We start from the raw sequence: 18,788 nt of genomic DNA on the forward strand, positions 1-18,788 counted from the left end.
AACTCGCCTCGAGATGAGATTTCCCATTCCTATATGGAAGTAAGACCCCTCAGAGATGATGAGGTAGATAGGCTAGAAGTGGAAGTGTGGCGACACATGGAGCGGACTAGTACTAATCGGTCGAGGACTTAACCACGAAGTGGTGGTCCGGTTAAAGAAAAGAAGATCATGATTCAGTTTTGAGTGGATAACGCTCAGAGTGTGGTGATGATGGCACGAAGGATACACCCGTTCCCATGCCGAACACGGAAGTTAAGCTTCGTCGCGCCAAGAGTAGTTGGGGGATCGCTCCCTGCGAGGGTAGGTCGTCGCCATGCATATTGGAAGATTAGCTCAGTTGGGAGAGCGTCTGCCTTACAAGCAGAGGGTCACAGGTTCGAGCCCTGTATCTTCCATTTAATGAGCCGTTAGCTCAGTTGGTAGAGCATCTGACTTTTAATCAGAGGGTCGACAGTTCGAGACTGTCACGGCTCATTGCCCTTAGAGGGTAGTGAAAAAATTTCGGTTAACGCCGACTTAGCTCAGTTGGCAGAGCATCTGTCTTGTAAACAGGGGGTCGGAGGTTCGAATCCTCTAGTCGGCATTGCACCATTTATATGCGGAAGTAGTTCAGTGGTAGAACATCACCTTGCCATGGTGGGGGTCGCGGGTTCGAATCCCGTCTTCCGCTTTTGCCAATTCACAATAATGCCGGGGTGGCGGAATTGGCAGACGCACAGGACTTAAAATCCTGCGGTCAGTGATGACCGTACCGGTTCGATCCCGGTCCTCGGCACTTATTTGCACCCATAGCGCAACTGGATAGAGTGTCTGACTACGAATCAGAAGGTTGTAGGTTCGACTCCTACTGGGTGCATTGCAGTTTTTATTCTGCAAACAATTACATTTTCGGGAAATAGCTCAGCTTGGTAGAGCACCTGGTTTGGGACCAGGGGGTCGCAGGTTCGAATCCTGTTTTCCCGATTTATAAATAGCTCTCTAGTTATTTATGATCGCGGTGTAGCTCAGCTGGCTAGAGCGTCCGGTTCATACCCGGGAGGTCGAGGGTTCGATCCCCCCCGCCGCGATTAAGCATATGAGTGAACTTGGACCTTTAGCTCAGTTGGTTAGAGCAGACGGCTCATAACCGTCCGGTCGTAGGTTCGAGTCCTACAAGGTCCACTAATATGGTGGTCCATTGCTTATATTCAGCTTATGGAGGATTACCCAAGTCTGGCTGAAGGGAACGGTCTTGAAAACCGTCAGGTGGGCGCAAGTCCACGCAAGAGTTCGAATCTCTTATCCTCCTTTTTGTTTATATACTATTATCGCGGGGTGGAGCAGTCTGGTAGCTCGTCGGGCCCATAACCCGAAGGTCGTTGGTTCAAATCCAGCCCCCGCAATTTTGGTCCCATGGTCCAGTTGGTTAGGACGCCTGCCTGTCACGCAGGAGATCACGAGTTCGAGTCTCGTTGGGACCGTTTATGGCTCGGTAGCTCAGTCGGTAGAGCAATGGATTGAAGCTCCATGTGTCGGCAGTTCGATTCTGTCCCGCGCCATTCATACCATGTTATGCGGGTGTAGTTTAGTGGTAAAACCGCAGCCTTCCAAGCTGCTGTCGCGAGTTCGATTCTCGTCACCCGCTCCATGGGCGCATAGCTCAGCTGGTTAGAGCGCACGCCTGATAAGCGTGAGGTCGGTGGTTCGAGTCCACTTGTGCCCACTTGGTTTTGGGGAAGTACTCAAGTGGCTGAAGAGGTGCCCCTGCTAAGGGTATAGGTCGCGCAAGCGGCGCGAGAGTTCGAATCTCTCCTTCTCCGTTTTTTGTTTTTAGAATGTAGGTCATTTTTTATGACCCCTTGGTCAAGTGGTTTAAGACACCGCCCTTTCACGGCGGTAACATGGGTTCGAATCCCGTAGGGGTCATTACTTTTTATTATTATCGCGGGGTGGAGCAGTCTGGTAGCTCGTCGGGCCCATAACCCGAAGGTCGTTGGTTCAAATCCAGCCCCCGCAATCTTATATCAATTGTAACTACGCATGTTATGCGTAGTTTTTTTGTGGAATTGAAGTGTGACCTCTGTTTATAAAAGAGAAAGAGAACGTTCTAGCAAAATTATGATTTTTGCTGGAATGTTCTCTTATTAATATGTGTATGTTTTAAAAAATGCAGTATTTAGCGTGTTAGGCTAACGCGATTGTATGCAGTTTCACGATAACTATATTGCGACTGCTTGTAAAACGATTCAAAAGGTGCAAATGAACTACTAGAAATCCATGCGTGGTAGTCATTAACGTGATCCCAAGACATTAATATAGTGTATTCACTGCTAGCTTTTTCCTTTTCCAGCAAGGCAAACGCTCGCAAGCCTAAGGGACGTTCCTGATCTAAAAAGTGATCAACGCTTGCGCGTAAAATTTTCGCGTGGTCTGGGTCCAATTGCAAATTGATGAAAGCAAAAAAGTCTTTATATGCGGGTTGAGGTAACTCGTTTAGTACTTTAAACGTAATGGGGTTTGCAAATACTGTGGGCAAGTCACTTACATCAAGCAGCATGAGACGCGCGACTCCACTTGTTTCAGATAGTGAGATCAACTTGTTTTGAGGATTTTGTTCCTGCAAGTTCTGTAAAATGTTTTTAGTGCCAAATGCTAAGGAAATCGCCGATGTCATAATTATACCTCCATGCTTTATTTACCCTAATTATAAGCGCACCTTTAAATGATGTGCAAAATATGGGCATTCATTATTCGAATTAATTTCATGAATGAGTTACCTTTAGAGAGGAGGGAAAAACGATGAAACTAACAATATTGGGTTATTATGGCGGTTACCCTGCAAACGGAGTAGGTACAAGCGGCTATTTATTGCAGAGTGACGATTACAATTTAATGATTGATGCTGGAAGTGGCACTTTGCTTGCATTGCAGAAAGTGCTGAACCCATTACAACTTGATGGACTATTGTTGACACACTATCATCACGATCACACAGCAGATGTGGGCGTGCTTCAATATGAATGGCAACTTCAGCAGGGCGCACGTAAACATGCTGTACTGCCAATCTATGGTAATACAGAAGATCCATTGAATTTTGCCGCATTAACGTGGGCAGGCGCGACAGAAGGCCATGCGTATGATCCACAATCGTCTTTAGTCCTTGGGCCATTTATGATTACCTTTTCGCGAACTGTTCATCCAGTTCCAACGTTTGCAGTTCGCATTACTGAAACAAAATCTGGTCACACGCTCGTATTCACGGCGGATAGTGCAGTGACTGATACGTTAAATCGCTTCTCAAAGGGGGCGGATTTGTTAATGATTGACACCAACTTTTATGCAAATCATACTGGCAAGATGTGGCACATGACGTCCACCCAAGCGGGCGCCTTAGCCAAAGCGGCGCAGGTCAAACAGTTATTATTGACTCATTTACCGCAAACAGGCAATTTGGAATCATTAAAAGCAGAGGCACAGCTAGTTGCCGGCAAAAAAATACAAATTAATTTGGCGTCAGACATTAATCAAATTATTATTTAACATAACACAACTATTTTACTTACAAAAAAGAAGCATAATCCTTATATGACGCTGTTTTGAACCGATTACTATATGGTAAAACTTATTGATACAATTCGATAGAAATAATAAATGCGGTAATATATTTATTTACTTATGCTGTTTTATGCATATTAGTTAATAGATAAAACACATAAATTAAAAATTTGTCTTTTAATTTCACGAATAGATGTTCCCCTTTCTTTATAAAATCCTCTTTATTTTTTTGTAAACGTGCTGTACAATATAAGCATGAGATAAGAGATCTCATAACGCTCGCAACATGCTTAAAGGGGGACGACAATTTATGAGTAACATGGTTACGCTCTACACTTCACCGAGTTGCACTTCTTGCCGAAAGGCTCGTGCATGGCTCGTTGAAAACAATATTCCTTTCAAAGAGCGGAATATTTTTGCCGAACCGCTGTCAGCCGATGAAATTAAAACTGTTTTGCGAATGACAGAAGATGGAACTGAAGAAATCATCTCCAAACGTTCGAAGGTTTTCCAAGATCTTCATGTTGATCTTGATGATCTGCCAATGAATAAGTTAATTGATCTTGTTCACGAAAACCCGGCTTTGTTACGTCGTCCTATTATTATGGATGATAAGCGACTTCAAGTGGGATACAACGAAGATGAAATTCGTCGCTTCTTGCCACGTGACGTGCGTGCATTGGAATTGGCTGAAGCACAACGATTAGCAAATTTATAAAACTACACTTTGAGATTAATTTGCAAGTGGCCGAATCTATGGGATAATGGCATAGGTTGGGTCTTTTTGTTATCTTTATGCACTAAAGTGATTGACCGAATCGAAACCGTTAAAAATAGTTGATTAAACTTTACTTTGACGATTAGAGGACTAAAATATGAATAAACATTTAGGATGGAATTCCTTTTGCGAAAGGGGCGTTTCGCATGGAAATGGAACGCATTAACGAGAATACAATTCGAGTCGTTATTGGCAATGATGATTTATCTGCACGTGGCATTACAGTACTTGATCTACTTGGTAATCATCAGCAGATAGAACGGTTCTTTTACAGCATTTTAGAGGAAGTTGACGTAGACCATCAATTCCAAGATAATGACGCAGTCACATTTCAAGTTTTGCCAAACCGCCACGGTTTAGAGCTGTTTATCAGCAAAAATGTAGGCGATGAAAGTGATGGGACTGATGATTTTGATGCAGCTAGTGCTGGTTTTAGCGGCGCAGTCGATTTTGGTGACAATGCATCAACTGACCAGATCTCCGACTTTTTAAAACAACAGTTGCAGGGTAAGGATTCAGAAGACGATGATGATCGTAAAACAACAATCAGTAGTGAAGCCACGGATGATAATGATCCTGAGGCTTTAAAGAATTATACTTCTGATCCTAACGTTCCTACGCGGGAGGTTGTGCTCCGTCTGAACGATTTTGAAGATCTTGTCTCAATTGCTAAGGTTCTTCATTTAGATGGCGCTGTATCGAATCTTTATAAATACCGTGATCAATATTACCTTGATTTGGTTTTCTTCACAGATCAAACTACACCAGAAACCATCAAGGATGATGTGGCGGTGGCTTTGGAATACGCAAACAAAACTACGATTACTAGTGATGTTTTGTCAGAGCATGGTGAAAAGATTATGGAAACTTCAGCGCTTGAATTAGCACGACATTATTTCGGCTAGGTTTTCGAAACAAAGAGGGCGCAAAAAAGCTGACTTAACAGCACTTTCGATTTAGGAGAGTCTTCAAATACCAAGCTTTATCCCGATTTTAGAGGGATAAAGCTTGGTATTTTAGGTTAAAATAGCATCCACGTCGGTCACGGAAAAGAGCGATCAGTTAAATAGCTGACCGCTCTTTACAACTCATCTTTCTTTGAAAATAGCATTTTGTCCTTCCGCAAATTAGAACCTTTTGCATTGGACTTAGTAGAGATATTACGGTCCCCATGTTCTTCACTTCATATTGATTTACTCGTCAGTTACCTACTACGTATTCTATGCAAACTATCAACAGTAATTTCTGATAATTAGTTGCCACAATTATCACGATAGGACTCGTTGAACTTGAACCAACAAACTTTCAATATAAGTTGAACACTCTATCTAACTGAGCTATTGATTTGTGGGCGGACTGTTAAAGAACCATTATACTTTTTATTCTGCCTTTGCTAGTTAACTATTGTCTCATATGCCAGACGGTTAATGACTCCTTGATATTTTGGATACTTAGCAAGTAATTCTTGTTTAGTAAAAAGTTCAAAGTCTTTGTAGTCAAAGCCTGGTGAAACAACACAACTGACCAAAGAAAAGGAATCATCTACTGCAGTTTCAGAGCCGAATATGGTTCCGGCTGGAACGCAGTATTGAGGTTTTTGATTTTCGTTTAAATCATTTCCTAAATCGATTCTTTCATAGTGGCCATCCGGGAAAATACAATGAATAAACAAATGTTTTCCCGTGTGGAAGAACCATAGTTCATCATGAGTCAAACGATGAAAATGTGAAGGGGATGAGCCATCTAACAAAAAGTAGATACTAGTATAGAAGAATCGGTTTTCATTGCCTCTGTTTTCTAAAAAAGTATCTTTACTATGTGAAGTTTCCTTAAACCATCCGCCCTCTGGATGTGCTGTTAGTTGCAAAGTTTCAATAATCTCATCTTTTGTCATGGCCGTATTTTCCTCCACCAACTCAGTTATAGTTTCCCCTAATACTGGATAAAATTATATTAGCAGAGTTGAACCGTTTTTAACCATAAATCTAAATTTACTTTTTTGACTACTGTCCGTAGTCTGAGTTAGTGTCATTCTGAACAGGGACTTGTTTTCCGGTTGGAGTGCCATCAGGATTCAAGTATCCTTGTTGTATCGCGACTTTGTCCTGTATTTCGCCAGAAGAAAGCATATTGTCAGGAGTGCTATTCAAAGCTTGCTGAACGCTCATACCGTGATCAATTTTGTAGGCAGCAGGTGATTCACCATATTTGTTAAGAAAACTAGTCAGCGTGTTTTCATCCATCGAAATACCAGGGGTTGATTGACCCACAGCCTGTTGTAAACCACCGTTCGATGTTGGGCTTTGTTTGGAAATGTTCGATGAACTAGCAGCAGATTGTGATGCTGTAGCCGAGCTGCCAGAAACTTGACTAGATAGTTGTGCCGACGCCATGGAACTGGACTCAGCTTTACTTTGGGATTCGTTTGCTGATTGTGAACTAGCAGCCGTTTTATTAGAACTATCTTTGCTCTCCGAAACAGATTCAAATTTGGACTTGTCTCTTGATTGTTGACGGTCCTTTTTAGTCTGCCTTGATACTTTGCTGACATGCGAACTTGAACTATCGCTAGAGCTTTTGACATTGTGACCACCACAGGCTGTTAGAAATAAGGTACTCAAAATTGTTACGCCTAATATAACGAACCTTTTCATGTTATCTCCCCGGATATGTTAATTGCAGAAATGAACGTGGTGAGATTCGAACTCACGGACAAGTCTCCCTACGAGATGTCACGTTCAACCAATAATGGCTAATTTACAGATGCATTGTTGCCGTTTTTAGCAGGATGTTGCATCATTACAAATACTGCAGCAATAATCAAGACAACAATTGCAGGGAAGGCTAGGATAGCAGTAAAGCCAAACAATGCGCTCCCAATAATTCCTAGGACTGAACCAACAATCGAAATATTGTGTCGGCGTGATTGAACCAAGGCGACAATATTTAAAACAACGCCGGCCCAGGCTAATATATAAAAGAATGCCCCCGCACCACTTGTAGCGTGTGTACCTGCAGCTGCGTCAGAAAATGCTGCACCGAAAATAACAAACCATGACATCGCAAATAAGACACAATTAATAATATCCAAAATGCCGGCCCACATATTAATTTTTAACTTCTGCATATTTAACGCTCCTTAAATTTATCTATTAACAAAGTTTACAGAGTTCATTCCGGAAATAGTTATTTTATCACCCTTATGAAGTGACACATTAACTTTTGGAACTTGATGCATATCGGTATCCCCACCCAAGACTTCGTTGACATCACTGCCAGTTAAACTTTTGGGATCTACCATAAAGTTACCGGATTGACCATCAGCAGGGGTTACGGTGTAGTTACCAGCCTTAATATCTTTGCCCACAACCCAATAACCAGTGCTGAGAGACGAAGTGTTTGACTTGTCACGATTAGTTACGGGAGCAAAGTTGGCACCTGCCATTCCGGAAATTTCTACTTTATCACCTTTGGCAAAGTCTGCAGTTACTTGTGAAACTCCCATGTCAGGGTCGTCCCGTTGCAAAATTTCGTTCACAGATTCACCAGTGAGAGAGTGCTTGGGTTCAGTACTAAAGTTTCCCGAACCACCCGTTGCTGTCACTGTGTAACGGCCAGCATTGATGTCCTTTCCAACCGTGTATGTTCCGGGAATAAGCTGTTTTTGTACGGCCTTCGCTTGAACAACGATTTGAGGGGAGGAAATACTTGCTGTAATAAATGTTGCTCCAGCGAGCATGCCTGAAATTGCGACTGTAGCAGCAATGTTTGACTTTTTCATGTAAAAGTCTCCTTTGAATGATGTCAGCTTTTAATGTCATCAGCGTTGGACAAAAATTTATTTGTTATCAATCAATGCCTGGTTTTCAGTGTTATAAGTTCGTATGTACTAAAAAATAATCGCTGGGTTAAATAAATTTGTTTAAATTGTTCGTAAATGGACAGGAGACGCCTAAGATTTCAACGCCGTAATCTTAGTATAAAGGAAGCTAATAACTTTTAAATGATAAGACGATTAATTTGAAAGGAAGATAGCAAAAAAACTTCGAACTTTTCAAAATGAGTACCTGTTGCAGAATCAAGTTGAAATATCAGTACCGTTCATGTAATGAAATAAACGGTTTGCAGAGTGGTCAAGGTTTTTAAAGGGATGTACAAGCACAAAAAAAGAAGGCATAAAAGCCTTCTTCCAAAGATTATTTCTTATCCATCTTGTCTTTAACGTTATCCACGGCATCGGTTAGCTTTTCTTTGGCTTTACCCATCAATCCTTCAGCTTTGCCTTCTGCTTCACGGCCTTTGTCGTTGGTTGCCTTTCCTTCAAGTTCTTTAGCTTTACCAGCGACCTTGTGTTTTGTACTATCAATTTTATCTTCTGTACTCATATCGAGACCTCCTATTGCATTAGTGACATTTACCGATACACATATTATTTCAAATAAAGCGTCAGTAAACAATTAATGTGCTTATCTATCAAAAATGACTGAAGGTATCGTGACAGTTAAAATTTAATCTATGGGGTGAGCAAGAGGAAACGTTGAAAACATTAAACTTTAGCAGTGTCTCGTGAGTACGCGGACAAAATGAATCCTCAATTTGATCTTTACGAACAAATCACACCGCCTTTTCGTATGTAATAGGTGGAGGTGAGATCAATGTTGATGGCTTTGAGTTGCGAGGGTGGTGAACTGGTGGCGGCTAGTGTGGCCGAGCAAAAGCAATATCAGTGTCCTGCTTGCCATGCGCCCGTCCATTTGCGACGTGGGCGAGTGCGGCAGCCCTATTTTGCACATGAACGTTTGGCAGATTGTCAGACCTTTTCAGAGGGTGAGACCTCTGAACATTTGTTGGGCAAACGGCAGTTATCTGAGTGGCTACAAAAACAGGATCATGAAGTTATGCTGGAACAATCATTGAAGGTGATTCACCAACGGCCAGATCTGCTCGTCAACAATCAAACGGCCGTTGAGTTTCAATGTAGTCCAATTGATTTACAGCGATTTTCTGAACGAGTGGTAGGGTATCGTGAACACGACTTTCATCAAATATGGCTTCTTGGTCAACCGTATTGGCCTAAACCGCGGTTGTCACTGAGCAAAGTTGCCAAGTTTATTCGCTGGGGAGGAAAAACTGGCGCATATTTATTGTTTTGGCATACACAACGCCGTCAACTGATCGTTTTGCATCATTTAGGTAAAGCGGCATTATTGCCGATCACTTATTCCCAACAGTCATTTGATACTTGGACTTCTTGGATGGACTGGTCACAACAGCAAACGCAGTTTCAGATGCACTCAGTTAGCAGAGCGAATTTGAGTCATCGACAACAAGCCATTGCGTTAGGCTTACATCACCGACAGCCTAATTTTATGCGCTGGCAAGCATTGTGCTATCAGGCGGGGACTAGTCTAACAATATTACCGCAATGGGTACTGGGGGATGTTTATGAGATGCCGATTTCAATAAATTCACCGTTAGACTGGCGAATTCCGCTTTACTTATGGTGGTGGTGCCATCAAAATGCGTCATCACGTCAATGTCAGTTTGCTTGGACGAGGATTGGTTTGCCCAGAATCCAGTGGTTGCCAAACTTACAGCTGGCTGATGAACGGATGCGACAGCGGATGAGCATTCAGTTATGTAAAGCATTTTTTAGTAGTGAGCATGTAAAACAGTTGTCCGACTATCCAACTAATAGAAAAGTGTGGTAAAGTTAAAAAGTGATTAAAATACAATTAGCTTTCTTATTTTAAATGTTGGAGGTCGTTATGGCAGACGTAAAACAGTTACCTACTAGAGATGAAGTTCCAGAGACGCTAAAGTGGGACTTAACTCAAATTTTTGCAACTGACGCGGCGTGGACAGACGCTTATCATCAAATTGAGTCAAAACTACAACAAGTAACGTCATATCAAGGACATTTAGCTGAATCACCAGAGCAACTTGTAGCTGGCGTGGCTTACTTACTTGATGTTTACCATGAATTGGAAAATGTCGATGTGTATGCGTCATTGAAACAAGAACAAGATACTAGTGATCAAGCAGCACAAGGATTGGCTGCCCAAGCTAATGACTTGGTGGCTAAGGTTGCTAGCGCATTAGCTTGGTTTCAGCCAGAAGTCTTGGCCATTCCAGAAAAGACGCTCAATGAATGGCTGGATACGACTGAGTTAAAGCCGTTCAAACATTTCTTTGAGGACTTAGATCGCGCACGTGATCATACATTACCGGCAGATCAAGAAGCATTATTGGCGGGAGCTGGAGATATTTTCCAAGCTTCGGCAAAAACGTTCGGTGTTTTAGATAACGCGGATTTAGAGTTCCCAATCGTGAAAGATGAGGCAGGCAACGATGTTCGTTTGACTCAGGGGGTATATGGCGTCCTGTTGCAATCAACAGATCGTTCTGTTCGTGGTGCGGCCTTTAAACAACTATATAAGGTGTACAAGCAGTTCCAGAATACGTTTGCTTCGACGCTGTCTAGCAACGTTAAGGCACATAATTATACGGCGCGCGTGCATCATTATCCAAACGCTCGTGCTGCGGCATTAGCGGAAAATAATATTCCTGAAAGTGTTTACGACACGCTTGTTGAAGAGGTTAATAACCATCTTGACCTATTACATCGTTATGTTAGTTTGCGCAAACGTATTTTAGGTGTTGATCATTTGCATTCTTATGACCTGTATACTCCAATTACTGGGGATTCACCGCTGAGTTACACCTATCCTGAAGCTCAACAAGAGGCATTACGCGCCTTATCTGTGATGGGCCCAGATTACGTTAGCCATGTTCAAGAGGCCTTCGATAACCGGTGGGTCGATGTGGTCGAAACGAAAGGCAAACGGAGTGGGGCGTTTTCATCTGGTGTTTACGATACTAATCCATATATTTTGTTGAACTGGCAGGATAATTTAGAGGAATTATTTACCTTAGTTCACGAAATGGGCCATAGCATTCACAGTTATTACACGCGTCATAATCAACCCTATCAGTATGGCGACTACTCTATTTTCGTAGCGGAAATTGCATCGACAACTAATGAAAATACGTTGACTCAATATTTGCTTGATAATAATGACGACCCTAAAGTTCGGGCCTACGTTTTGAATCACTACCTGGATGGTTTTAAAGGAACTGTTTATCGGCAAACACAATTCGCAGAATTCGAACACTGGATCCACCAAGAAGATGCCGCGGGTCATCCGTTGACTGCTAGTCGGATGTCAGACTTTTATGGCAAGCTGAATCAAACGTACTATGGGAAAGATTTAACCCCAGACCCGGAGATTGCTTTGGAGTGGTCACGAATTCCACATTTCTATTACAATTACTATGTCTTCCAATATGCAACTGGGTTCGCTGCTGCCTCGACATTGTCACATGGTATTACCAGTCATCAACAAGGAGCCCTGGATCATTATTTGGACTTCTTAAAGGCCGGTAGTTCACAATATCCATTGGACGTAATGAAGATGGCAGGAGTTGATATGACGAAGCCAGATTACTTGCGCCGAGCATTTGATGTTTTTGAACAACGTTTGAATGAATTTGAAAAGTTAATTGACGATTCGCAAAAATAACCTGTTTTATCTATGCTTCAGTTGATTAAAAAGAGCCTTCAATCGGTATTGGACTGATTGAAGGCTCTTCATTTAATGTTCCGTTTGACTTAAAGAATGCGTAAATTAACTTTGTCGTGATTTTGTTTAATGGCTTGCGGCAACGTTGTTAACTTATTATTAACTGTATGTTCACTGATTTCTAATAACGTGTCGTAATCGAAATGTTCCATCAGCAAGCCGCAATCAAAGTCTTCAACATCGAAGATAACTGTTTGACTTGGGTGTTCAATGCCCATTTCAGAGACCAAACGTTGGTCGGCGCCGAATGCGTCTTCAGCGAGCTTGCTTCGACGATCATCAATAAACATTGCTGTGTCTAATGCTAATTCATGAGCAACGGTGATGCCAAGCTCTTCTGTGTAAGCTTCGTGGTTGACCAGAATGTGCTCCTGCAAACGAAGAAAGTACTGGCGACCAAGACGTTTGCCCTGAAAGGAAGCGGCTTTGTAATCTAGGATAATCTGATACATCTGTTCAGCTAACGTGTTACGGTCCAATTCTGGGTGATCCGTTGCCAGTCGGTGAAATGTATCACTTATCGTCTGTAAATTAAGCATTGGGACAAACTGAATTTGAAGTTTGCGCTTAGTTTGGGCAGAGATCTGGTTAATCTGCTTCTCACAGTCATAACAATTTGTTCCGAGTGGATTTACAAACAGATAAATTTCTAACACGGGATATCCTCCATATCAACAATCTTAAAAAATTAAATAAAAAGTCATAGAATATAAATACGATAATAATGAAACGTTTTACTTAATAAGGCAATCGGTTGCGCATTAGCACAACTGCGCCACTGTGCGTTTCTTAACTGGGACTATCATGCCCGATTTTACCGGAAATGTAAAGTTAAACGTTTCGAATCGTGTGTCGCGAGGGTTCGCTGGCGGTTCATCGCTGGTGACCCAAAGTATGGTAAACTGTTGGCAGTTAGTTGGCCGCCGCGAGGTTGTTCAACAAACGATGAATCATCAAGGAGGTCATTCGATGATTGAGGATTGGTCCCACTTTTTGCTTCCTTATGAGCAAGCGGTCGAGGAATTAAAAATAAAATTGAGAGGCATCCGTAAACAATATAAAGATGCCGGGTTACAGTCACCCGTTGAGTTTGTTACCGGACGGGTGAAACCTGTTGACAGTATTAAGGAAAAAATGGTTCGTCGTCATGTCGCCGAAGATCGTCTGGAAGAGGACATGCAGGATATCGCTGGACTACGGATTATGTGTCAGTTTGTTGGCGACATTTATCAGGTCGTCGACTTATTGCGCAAACGAACGGATTTGACCATCTTGGAAGAGCGTGATTACATTTCAAACGTCAAACCTAGTGGCTACCGTTCGTATCATATCGTGGTTTCTTATCCGGTTCAGATGCTGACAGGTGAAAAACGAATCCTAGCAGAAATCCAGGTGCGAACATTGGCCATGAATTTCTGGGCAACAATTGAGCATTCCCTAAATTACAAATATCAGGGTGAATTTCCTCAGGAATTGCAAGGTCGTTTGGAACGAGCTGGTGAGGCGGCATTCAGATTGGATCAAGAAATGTCTGCAATTCGAGAAGATATTTCGGAAGCACAACCACACGAGAATACGAACAATCCGTCTGATGGTGCAAGTCAGCAGAATAATGACGACGTTTCTTCGACGCCGAATGAAACCAAATAATTGTGTGATCGGTGTTTGCTGTGCATGGCGAGACGATCATATGTAATTGAGAGAGTAGAGAACAAAGTATGAAAGTTGCGATTTATAGTTATTATCCAAATGATGAAACGCGGGCTGTCATTGAACGATTGACGACAGCTTTGAATAAGGCGCACTTACCGATTGATGACCAGCACCCAGACGTGGTGGTCTCGGTTGGTGGGGATGGCACTTTGCTGTCAGCTTTTCATCACTATCGGGCAGAATTGGCAAAAATTCGTTTTGTCGGCTTGCATACAGGGCACCTTGGCTTTTATACGGACTGGCGTGATTATGAAACGGACCAGCTCGTGAACAGTCTGGCGCATGATAATGGTGAAAGTGTCAGCTATCCGCTTTTAGATATCAACATCACTTACAAAGGTGAAACAGCGCCGCATCAGTTTTTGGCGCTCAATGAAGCAACTGTCAAAAAAGCTGCCAAGACCTTAGTTTGTGACGTGTATATTAAAGATCAATTATTAGAACGTTTTCGTGGGGATGGCTTGTGTTTTTCAACACCAACTGGTTCAACAGGATACAATAAATCATTGGGTGGTGCGGTCATTCATCCTGGTATCGAGGCCATTCAAATGGCAGAAATTGCATCCATCAACAACCGGGTGTTCCGGACGTTAGGTGCCTCGTTTATCATCGGTAAGGATGAATGGGTGACGTTACGGTCAGAGGATGCTGACAATTTTGCCATCAGTTGTGATCAATTTTTAACACCAGAACGATTGGTTAAAGAAATTACGTTTAAGGTATCACAGCAACGGATTTATTTCGCAGAGTATCGGCATACGGCATTCTGGCAGCGTGTTCGTGAGTCCTTTATCGGGGACGTGTTGTAATGGCGTATCCGTTACGCTTCGAGTGGCGTAATCAAACGCACGAAACGGTAAAGCTACGAACCTTTTTGAGTGCACACGGCGTTTCCCATGCCGTTTTAATCCAGATCAAGTTTCACGGTGGTGCGATGTCAATCAATCACCGACCGGCATGGAGCGTGGATGATGTTCGTCCTAACGATGTCGTTACGATCATCTTGCCGCCGGAGCCAGCGAATGCAGCGGTAACCATTTCAGATCTACCGTTATCAATTGTCTATGAGGACGATAATTTTTTAGTTGTTAATAAACCTGCTGGAGTGGCATCCGTACCGGCTCATCACTATGATAATAATACGCTGGTTAACCGGGCGAAGGGTTATTTCATTACTCATGGTATTCCGTTACAGGTGCCTCATATTGTTACCCGGCTGGACAAGGATACGAGCGGGTTGGTGCTGTTCGGAAAGCATCACATGGCACATTCCGTTTTAGATCAGCAGTTGAAAGCACACTCATTACAAAAGACTTACTTGGCCGTGGTCAGTGGCACTGGTCTGCCAGAACATGGTAATTTTGACCAGCCAATTCAACGCGACCCGACATCGTTTATCAAACGGCAAACGGGGGAGACTGGACAGGCTGCCCGGACCGAATTTTGGGTCCTGGCAACAGCTGGCGATTTTTCAGTAGTGAAGGTTAAACTCCACACTGGTCGGACGCATCAAATTCGGGTTCACTTTGCCGGTGCAGGATATCCGTTAGTCGGTGATCAGCTGTATGGGGGAGATTTGCATCAAGGCTTGAATCGTCAAGCGTTGGCTTGTGAACGGCTAGGCTTTTATGATCCGTTTGCTGGCGTTCAACGGCAATTAACTGCGCCATTGGCAGGGGATATACAACAATTGCTCACACGTTATGAAATTAATGTTGATAATGTCATGCAGCAACTGAACACGGATCTTGAAACTAATTAACTTGGTGTAACGCGCATTTTTGATTCAAAGTAAGCAACTCACTTTCAAAATAACCATAATAAAAACGCTCGGCAATTTTTGCCAAGCGCTTTTTTAAACCGTGAAAATATCAATATTTCAGTAAATGCGTACCGTGAACTTCCTTAACACTGAGCACTTCCGCAATATGGTCAGCATTGTCTACCGTAATTCCGCCGCCTGGCATGATAATCAGCCGACCAGATGCCGTTTCAACCAGTGTTTTTAAATGTGTCAATGTTTGGTCGATCGGCGTCGTTAATGGTCCACCATGCGTGAGAATTCGATCAACATCATGATCAGCTAACCAGTCGATAGCGGCCGGTTGATCATCAGGCGAAATTGCATCAAAGGCCATGTGGAAAGTAACACTCATGCCACCAGCCGCTGCCATGAGCTGTTCTAGTGCATCGGTGTCTAACTTGTTGTCTGGGGTTAGAGCACCAAAAGCAACGCCGTCCACACCAAGTTCTTGGGCAGAAAATAGGTCAGCTTCCATGATTTTAATTTCGGTATCGTTGTAGACAAAATTGCCACCCCGTGGCCGAATCATGACGGTGAGGGGAATGTGGTGTTCAGCAGCGTAACGACTGCTTTCACTCATAACACCACGACTGACCGTTGTGCCGCCGACGGCCAAATTGTCATTTAGCTCGATGCGGTTGGCCCCGGCCGCGATGGCAGTGGGAAGATCAGTATAATTTTCGATAGCAACTTCTTTAAATAATGGTGTATTCACAATTGGCTCCTTTGATGTTTGTGGCTAACTAAAACAATTAGCTAGTTTTCAAACAGAACGCAAACCGGTTCAGGAACGGCAACATCCTTTTGAATCAATTTTAATTGACCTGTGGTGGCGTTGCGGCTGTATAAGGTTGCGTTATCTGTATTTTGATTAACAGCGACAACAAACTGTTGAGAAGGGTCTAGGTCAAAGTCCCGTGGGAAGTCGCCTTCTGTACTGATTTGTTGACGTAATGATAGTGTACCATCTTCGCTCACAGCAAACACGGCTAAGCTATTGAAACCACGGTTGCTGACGTAAACAAACTGACCATCGTTTGAAATGCGAATTGCAGCAGCACCATTATGAGCAGTCCAATCTGCCGGAATGGTCTTTAACGTTTCAACATGCGTAAGCGTACCCGTAGCTTCGTCGTACTTCAGTACAGAGATGTTGCTGCTCAACTCACCGGCAAGGTAGCAAATAGATTTTTGTGGGTTAAAGACCACATGGCGGGGGCCAAATCCTGGCTCTGCTTGGTATGTTGAGACGAGGCTAAATTTACCGTCGTCAGCGACATCATAGACAGTTACTTGATCCATGCCGAGGTCACAAACAATTAACCGATTGTCTGGCGTTAAATTCGTGTAATGAACATGGGGACCATCGGCCTGTTCAGGTAGTGGACCAACCTCACCCTGATGAGTAACAACATCAGCTAATTTCAATGAACCATCAGACTGAATGACGAAGCTTTTCAGCGTCCCCATGTGATAGTTACCCTCATAGACGAGTTGACGTGCTTCATCAACTGCCACGTAGGCTGAGCTAGTACCCTTTGAAAAGGCGTGGTTTAGCAAAGTTGCTGGGGTAGTGGAGCGGTCAAAGGCTGAGGTTCCTCCCATTCCAGCCGCTTTGTCACCGTCAACAGTGTAAAGCTTGTTTGCTTTGGAAAGGGCCAGATAAGTTGGGCTACTTGCCTTAGCAACCAGTGTTGGTGACGTTAGTTCATTAGACGTGGTGTCGAGCGCCATTTCATAAACACCTTGACTGGTCTTTTTGGTATAAGTTCCTACTAAGAATTTTTCTAACATGCGTGCTTCCTCCTCAATGTATGCAATGCCACAGAGTTCTGCGTTTAATCTGCGTTTCACCACTTGAGTATATCATAATGAAAACGATTCCTTAACAGTACCTTGCAAACGGTTGCATCAGTCTGCTTTTTGACAGGCGCCAAGGGCGAAGAATGCTCGGCGACTATGCTATACTAACGCAAAGTGAAGCATCGTCCGGAATAAGCAACTGGGCGAAAACGTAAGGAGGCCGCTATGCAAAAACAAACCGTTACTCGGCGACAACGACCTGTTAGTCGCTTACGTCAACTGGCATTGCGTTTAGTGATTGTAGTGTTAGTATTGTTGATTTTGTGGCTCTTGAATAAGGTAAACTGGGTCTTTTCACCGTTGCAACAATTCTTCAGTATTATTGGGGGTCCAGTGGTTCTGGCAGGAGTCTTTTACTATCTGATGAACCCGCTAGTGGACCGTTTGGAAAAGAGCAAGTTTCACATCCATCGAACTTGGACAATTATTGGCCTGTTTGCCGTGATTCTTGCATTGGTTGTTCTGGGCGTGGTTTTGGTTGTGCCACTCATTCAGGATCAACTTACCGGGTTAATCAAAGACTGGCCGCATTATTGGGATAGTCTTATTAATTCGACAACGGCATTTTGGCAGAATTCGGATATGAAGTGGTTGCGCGATATTTTAAATCAGTATGATACCCAGTTACAAAAGGGACTGAGCGGTCTGTTGAAGAATACCGCCAGTAACACTGTTGGCGGCTTGGGTAGTATTGTTGGCAGTGTGACAACGGTTATTGTTGCCCTTGTAACATTTCCGTTTTTATTATGGTACATGTTACGTGATGGCCACCAATTCCCGGAATATGTGTCTCGCTTACTGCCGCAACGTTTACAAAAATCGTTTTTGACCGTTCTAAAAGAAATTAATGATCAAGTCTCCAATTACATCCGTGGTCAGCTTACTGTTGCCTTCTTTGTCGCCTTAATGTTTTATCTAGGCTATTTACTCATCGGTTTGAAATTCGCATTAACATTAGGGATTGTTGCCGGAATTTTAAACTTGATTCCTTATTTGGGCTCGTTTTTAGCAATGGTTCCTGCGGTAGTCGTAGGTGCGTTTGTGTCACCGTGGATGCTAATTCAGGTGCTTATTGTGTTTGCAGTTGAACAAACAATTGAAGGGCGACTGATTTCACCGTTGGTGTTGGGCTCATCACTTAAAATTCATCCAGTGACGATCATTATTGTATTGCTGGCAGCAGGAAAGATTTTTGGTGTCATGGGCGTTATCTTCGGTGTTCCCGGTTACGCGGTGTTAAAGGTAATTGTGAGCCACTTGTACCAATACTGGCGGGAACATGCGCAGTGGTTTGATGAGGAAGACCGTCATAGTAGCGTTTTAGCCGATGAAAATTCGGCCAATGCAAACCGCAAACAGGATGTCGATGAGTAAACAGTTTAGATCGCTGTTGTGACAGATTATGTGGCCGTTGACGAAGCTTATTGCAACTAGTGGGGTAGGCGGCATCATG

General features: G+C 43.1%; 18 protein-coding genes, 18 tRNA genes and 2 rRNA genes. 29 read left to right on the forward strand and 9 right to left on the reverse strand.

The window, feature by feature from the left end:
- From G400_RS0104770 to G400_RS0104865, 20 genes are all read left to right on the forward strand, one after another.
- A 23S ribosomal RNA gene (locus G400_RS0104770) occupies positions 1-136 on the forward strand; the annotation flags it as partial.
- A gap of 64 nt (positions 137-200) precedes the next feature.
- A 5S ribosomal RNA gene (gene rrf / locus G400_RS0104775) occupies positions 201-317 on the forward strand.
- A 5-nt stretch (positions 318-322) separates the two neighbouring features.
- Positions 323-395 (forward strand) — tRNA-Val (locus tag G400_RS0104780).
- A 6-nt stretch (positions 396-401) separates the two neighbouring features.
- A tRNA-Lys gene (locus G400_RS0104785) sits at positions 402-474 on the forward strand.
- A gap of 36 nt (positions 475-510) precedes the next feature.
- Positions 511-583, forward strand: a tRNA-Thr gene (locus tag G400_RS0104790).
- Positions 584-598: 15 nt separating this feature from the next.
- A tRNA-Gly gene (locus G400_RS0104795) sits at positions 599-670 on the forward strand.
- A gap of 19 nt (positions 671-689) precedes the next feature.
- Positions 690-775, forward strand: a tRNA-Leu gene (locus G400_RS0104800).
- A gap of 7 nt (positions 776-782) precedes the next feature.
- Positions 783-856 (forward strand) — tRNA-Arg (locus G400_RS0104805).
- Positions 857-889: 33 nt separating this feature from the next.
- Positions 890-963, forward strand: a tRNA-Pro gene (locus G400_RS0104810).
- A 30-nt stretch (positions 964-993) separates the two neighbouring features.
- Positions 994-1,067 (forward strand) — tRNA-Met (locus G400_RS0104815).
- Positions 1,068-1,087: 20 nt separating this feature from the next.
- A tRNA-Ile gene (locus tag G400_RS0104820) sits at positions 1,088-1,161 on the forward strand.
- A gap of 35 nt (positions 1,162-1,196) precedes the next feature.
- Positions 1,197-1,288 (forward strand) — tRNA-Ser (locus tag G400_RS0104825).
- 20 nt (positions 1,289-1,308) lie between these two features.
- Positions 1,309-1,382, forward strand: a tRNA-Met gene (locus G400_RS0104830).
- A gap of 4 nt (positions 1,383-1,386) precedes the next feature.
- A tRNA-Asp gene (locus G400_RS0104835) sits at positions 1,387-1,460 on the forward strand.
- A 5-nt stretch (positions 1,461-1,465) separates the two neighbouring features.
- Positions 1,466-1,538: transfer RNA gene (locus G400_RS0104840), tRNA-Phe, on the forward strand.
- A gap of 15 nt (positions 1,539-1,553) precedes the next feature.
- A tRNA-Gly gene (locus G400_RS0104845) sits at positions 1,554-1,627 on the forward strand.
- A 1-nt stretch (position 1,628) separates the two neighbouring features.
- Positions 1,629-1,702: transfer RNA gene (locus G400_RS0104850), tRNA-Ile, on the forward strand.
- Positions 1,703-1,711: 9 nt separating this feature from the next.
- Positions 1,712-1,799 (forward strand) — tRNA-Ser (locus tag G400_RS0104855).
- Positions 1,800-1,832: 33 nt separating this feature from the next.
- Positions 1,833-1,905: transfer RNA gene (locus G400_RS0104860), tRNA-Glu, on the forward strand.
- 17 nt (positions 1,906-1,922) lie between these two features.
- A tRNA-Met gene (locus G400_RS0104865) sits at positions 1,923-1,996 on the forward strand.
- A 159-nt stretch (positions 1,997-2,155) separates the two neighbouring features.
- On the opposite strand, the gene G400_RS0104870 is transcribed toward G400_RS0104865, so the two are convergent.
- Entirely contained in the window at positions 2,156-2,653 is a 498-nt protein-coding gene (locus G400_RS0104870; protein WP_017262782.1) for a hypothetical protein, read from the reverse strand.
- A gap of 125 nt (positions 2,654-2,778) precedes the next feature.
- On the opposite strand from G400_RS0104870, the gene G400_RS0104875 reads away from it, so the two are divergent.
- From G400_RS0104875 to G400_RS0104885, 3 genes are all read left to right on the forward strand, one after another.
- Positions 2,779-3,519, forward strand: a complete 741-nt coding sequence (locus G400_RS0104875) for an MBL fold metallo-hydrolase (RefSeq protein ID WP_017262783.1) — start codon at positions 2,779-2,781, stop codon at positions 3,517-3,519.
- A 334-nt stretch (positions 3,520-3,853) separates the two neighbouring features.
- Positions 3,854-4,252: a transcriptional regulator SpxA gene (gene spxA / locus G400_RS0104880; protein WP_026017224.1), complete on the forward strand. Its 399-nt coding sequence runs from the start codon at positions 3,854-3,856 to the stop codon at positions 4,250-4,252.
- 206 nt (positions 4,253-4,458) lie between these two features.
- Positions 4,459-5,217 (forward strand): adaptor protein MecA, encoded by a 759-nt coding sequence (locus G400_RS0104885; RefSeq protein WP_017262785.1) that lies wholly within the window; start codon positions 4,459-4,461, stop codon positions 5,215-5,217.
- Positions 5,218-5,705: 488 nt separating this feature from the next.
- Here G400_RS0104885 and G400_RS0104890 read toward each other — a convergent pair whose 3' ends face one another.
- The 5 genes from G400_RS0104890 to G400_RS0104910 all read right to left on the reverse strand — a co-directional run bounded on the left by G400_RS0104890 (position 5,706) and on the right by G400_RS0104910 (position 8,697).
- On the reverse strand, positions 5,706-6,206 hold the full coding sequence (locus tag G400_RS0104890; protein ID WP_017262786.1) for a cupin domain-containing protein: 501 nt from the start codon (positions 6,204-6,206) through the stop codon (positions 5,706-5,708).
- 109 nt (positions 6,207-6,315) lie between these two features.
- Positions 6,316-6,966, reverse strand: coding sequence for a hypothetical protein (locus tag G400_RS14500; protein WP_017262787.1), 651 nt, complete (start codon positions 6,964-6,966; stop codon positions 6,316-6,318).
- A gap of 98 nt (positions 6,967-7,064) precedes the next feature.
- A complete protein-coding gene (locus G400_RS0104900) occupies positions 7,065-7,439 on the reverse strand; it encodes a hypothetical protein (protein ID WP_017262788.1) in 375 nt (124 codons plus the stop codon).
- An 18-nt stretch (positions 7,440-7,457) separates the two neighbouring features.
- On the reverse strand, positions 7,458-8,093 hold the full coding sequence (locus G400_RS0104905) for a hypothetical protein (protein WP_017262789.1): 636 nt from the start codon (positions 8,091-8,093) through the stop codon (positions 7,458-7,460).
- A gap of 415 nt (positions 8,094-8,508) precedes the next feature.
- Positions 8,509-8,697: a CsbD family protein gene (locus G400_RS0104910; protein ID WP_017262790.1), complete on the reverse strand. Its 189-nt coding sequence runs from the start codon at positions 8,695-8,697 to the stop codon at positions 8,509-8,511.
- 270 nt (positions 8,698-8,967) lie between these two features.
- Between G400_RS0104910 and G400_RS15675 the strand changes: the two genes are divergently transcribed.
- The gene (locus G400_RS15675) at positions 8,968-10,023 is read left to right on the forward strand and encodes a competence protein CoiA (protein WP_017262791.1); all 1,056 of its coding nucleotides are present in this window, start codon (positions 8,968-8,970) and stop codon (positions 10,021-10,023) included.
- 57 nt (positions 10,024-10,080) lie between these two features.
- Complete coding sequence (gene pepF, locus G400_RS0104920) at positions 10,081-11,895, forward strand: oligoendopeptidase F (RefSeq protein WP_017262792.1); 1,815 nt, start codon at positions 10,081-10,083, stop codon at positions 11,893-11,895.
- A gap of 89 nt (positions 11,896-11,984) precedes the next feature.
- On the opposite strand, the gene G400_RS0104925 is transcribed toward pepF, so the two are convergent.
- Positions 11,985-12,611, reverse strand: coding sequence for a DsbA family protein (locus tag G400_RS0104925; RefSeq protein ID WP_017262793.1), 627 nt, complete (start codon positions 12,609-12,611; stop codon positions 11,985-11,987).
- A 313-nt stretch (positions 12,612-12,924) separates the two neighbouring features.
- On the opposite strand from G400_RS0104925, the gene G400_RS14510 reads away from it, so the two are divergent.
- The 3 genes from G400_RS14510 (at position 12,925) to G400_RS0104940 (ending at position 15,430) form a co-directional block, all read left to right on the forward strand.
- On the forward strand, positions 12,925-13,605 hold the full coding sequence (locus tag G400_RS14510; RefSeq protein ID WP_017262794.1) for a GTP pyrophosphokinase: 681 nt from the start codon (positions 12,925-12,927) through the stop codon (positions 13,603-13,605).
- 68 nt (positions 13,606-13,673) lie between these two features.
- The gene (locus G400_RS0104935; RefSeq protein ID WP_017262795.1) at positions 13,674-14,477 is read left to right on the forward strand and encodes an NAD kinase; all 804 of its coding nucleotides are present in this window, start codon (positions 13,674-13,676) and stop codon (positions 14,475-14,477) included.
- A complete protein-coding gene (locus tag G400_RS0104940) occupies positions 14,477-15,430 on the forward strand; it encodes an RluA family pseudouridine synthase (protein ID WP_017262796.1) in 954 nt (317 codons plus the stop codon). The genes G400_RS0104935 and G400_RS0104940 overlap by 1 nt, the downstream gene beginning before the upstream one ends.
- Before the next feature lie 109 nt (positions 15,431-15,539).
- On the opposite strand, the gene G400_RS0104945 is transcribed toward G400_RS0104940, so the two are convergent.
- Entirely contained in the window at positions 15,540-16,187 is a 648-nt protein-coding gene (locus tag G400_RS0104945; RefSeq protein WP_017262797.1) for a copper homeostasis protein CutC, read from the reverse strand.
- A gap of 41 nt (positions 16,188-16,228) precedes the next feature.
- Positions 16,229-17,266: a lactonase family protein gene (locus G400_RS0104950; protein WP_017262798.1), complete on the reverse strand. Its 1,038-nt coding sequence runs from the start codon at positions 17,264-17,266 to the stop codon at positions 16,229-16,231.
- A gap of 234 nt (positions 17,267-17,500) precedes the next feature.
- Between G400_RS0104950 and G400_RS14515 the strand changes: the two genes are divergently transcribed.
- Positions 17,501-18,709, forward strand: a complete 1,209-nt coding sequence (locus tag G400_RS14515) for an AI-2E family transporter (RefSeq protein ID WP_017262799.1) — start codon at positions 17,501-17,503, stop codon at positions 18,707-18,709.
- Positions 18,710-18,788: the final 79 nt, after the last annotated feature.

The organism is Furfurilactobacillus rossiae DSM 15814 (genome assembly GCF_000428925.1).
In the GTDB taxonomy this organism is placed as follows: domain Bacteria; phylum Bacillota; class Bacilli; order Lactobacillales; family Lactobacillaceae; genus Furfurilactobacillus; species Furfurilactobacillus rossiae.

Excerpts from the sequence above, each read along its gene's own strand:
- G400_RS0104890 (WP_017262786.1), bottom strand. The coding sequence starts at position 6,206 with ATGACAAAAGATGAGATTATTGAAACTTTGCAACTAACAGCACATCCA.
- G400_RS14500 (WP_017262787.1), bottom strand. The coding sequence starts at position 6,966 with ATGAAAAGGTTCGTTATATTAGGCGTAACAATTTTGAGTACCTTATTT.
- G400_RS0104940 (WP_017262796.1), top strand. The coding sequence starts at position 14,477 with ATGGCGTATCCGTTACGCTTCGAGTGGCGTAATCAAACGCACGAAACG.
- G400_RS0104900 (WP_017262788.1), bottom strand. The coding sequence starts at position 7,439 with ATGCAGAAGTTAAAAATTAATATGTGGGCCGGCATTTTGGATATTATT.
- spxA (WP_026017224.1), top strand. The coding sequence starts at position 3,854 with ATGGTTACGCTCTACACTTCACCGAGTTGCACTTCTTGCCGAAAGGCT.
- G400_RS0104935 (WP_017262795.1), top strand. The coding sequence starts at position 13,674 with ATGAAAGTTGCGATTTATAGTTATTATCCAAATGATGAAACGCGGGCT.
- G400_RS14515 (WP_017262799.1), top strand. The coding sequence starts at position 17,501 with ATGCAAAAACAAACCGTTACTCGGCGACAACGACCTGTTAGTCGCTTA.
- G400_RS0104950 (WP_017262798.1), bottom strand. The coding sequence starts at position 17,266 with ATGTTAGAAAAATTCTTAGTAGGAACTTATACCAAAAAGACCAGTCAA.
- G400_RS14510 (WP_017262794.1), top strand. The coding sequence starts at position 12,925 with ATGATTGAGGATTGGTCCCACTTTTTGCTTCCTTATGAGCAAGCGGTC.
- pepF (WP_017262792.1), top strand. The coding sequence starts at position 10,081 with ATGGCAGACGTAAAACAGTTACCTACTAGAGATGAAGTTCCAGAGACG.
- G400_RS0104870 (WP_017262782.1), bottom strand. The coding sequence starts at position 2,653 with ATGACATCGGCGATTTCCTTAGCATTTGGCACTAAAAACATTTTACAG.
- G400_RS15675 (WP_017262791.1), top strand. The coding sequence starts at position 8,968 with ATGTTGATGGCTTTGAGTTGCGAGGGTGGTGAACTGGTGGCGGCTAGT.
- G400_RS0104885 (WP_017262785.1), top strand. The coding sequence starts at position 4,459 with ATGGAAATGGAACGCATTAACGAGAATACAATTCGAGTCGTTATTGGC.
- G400_RS0104905 (WP_017262789.1), bottom strand. The coding sequence starts at position 8,093 with ATGAAAAAGTCAAACATTGCTGCTACAGTCGCAATTTCAGGCATGCTC.
- G400_RS0104910 (WP_017262790.1), bottom strand. The coding sequence starts at position 8,697 with ATGAGTACAGAAGATAAAATTGATAGTACAAAACACAAGGTCGCTGGT.
- G400_RS0104875 (WP_017262783.1), top strand. The coding sequence starts at position 2,779 with ATGAAACTAACAATATTGGGTTATTATGGCGGTTACCCTGCAAACGGA.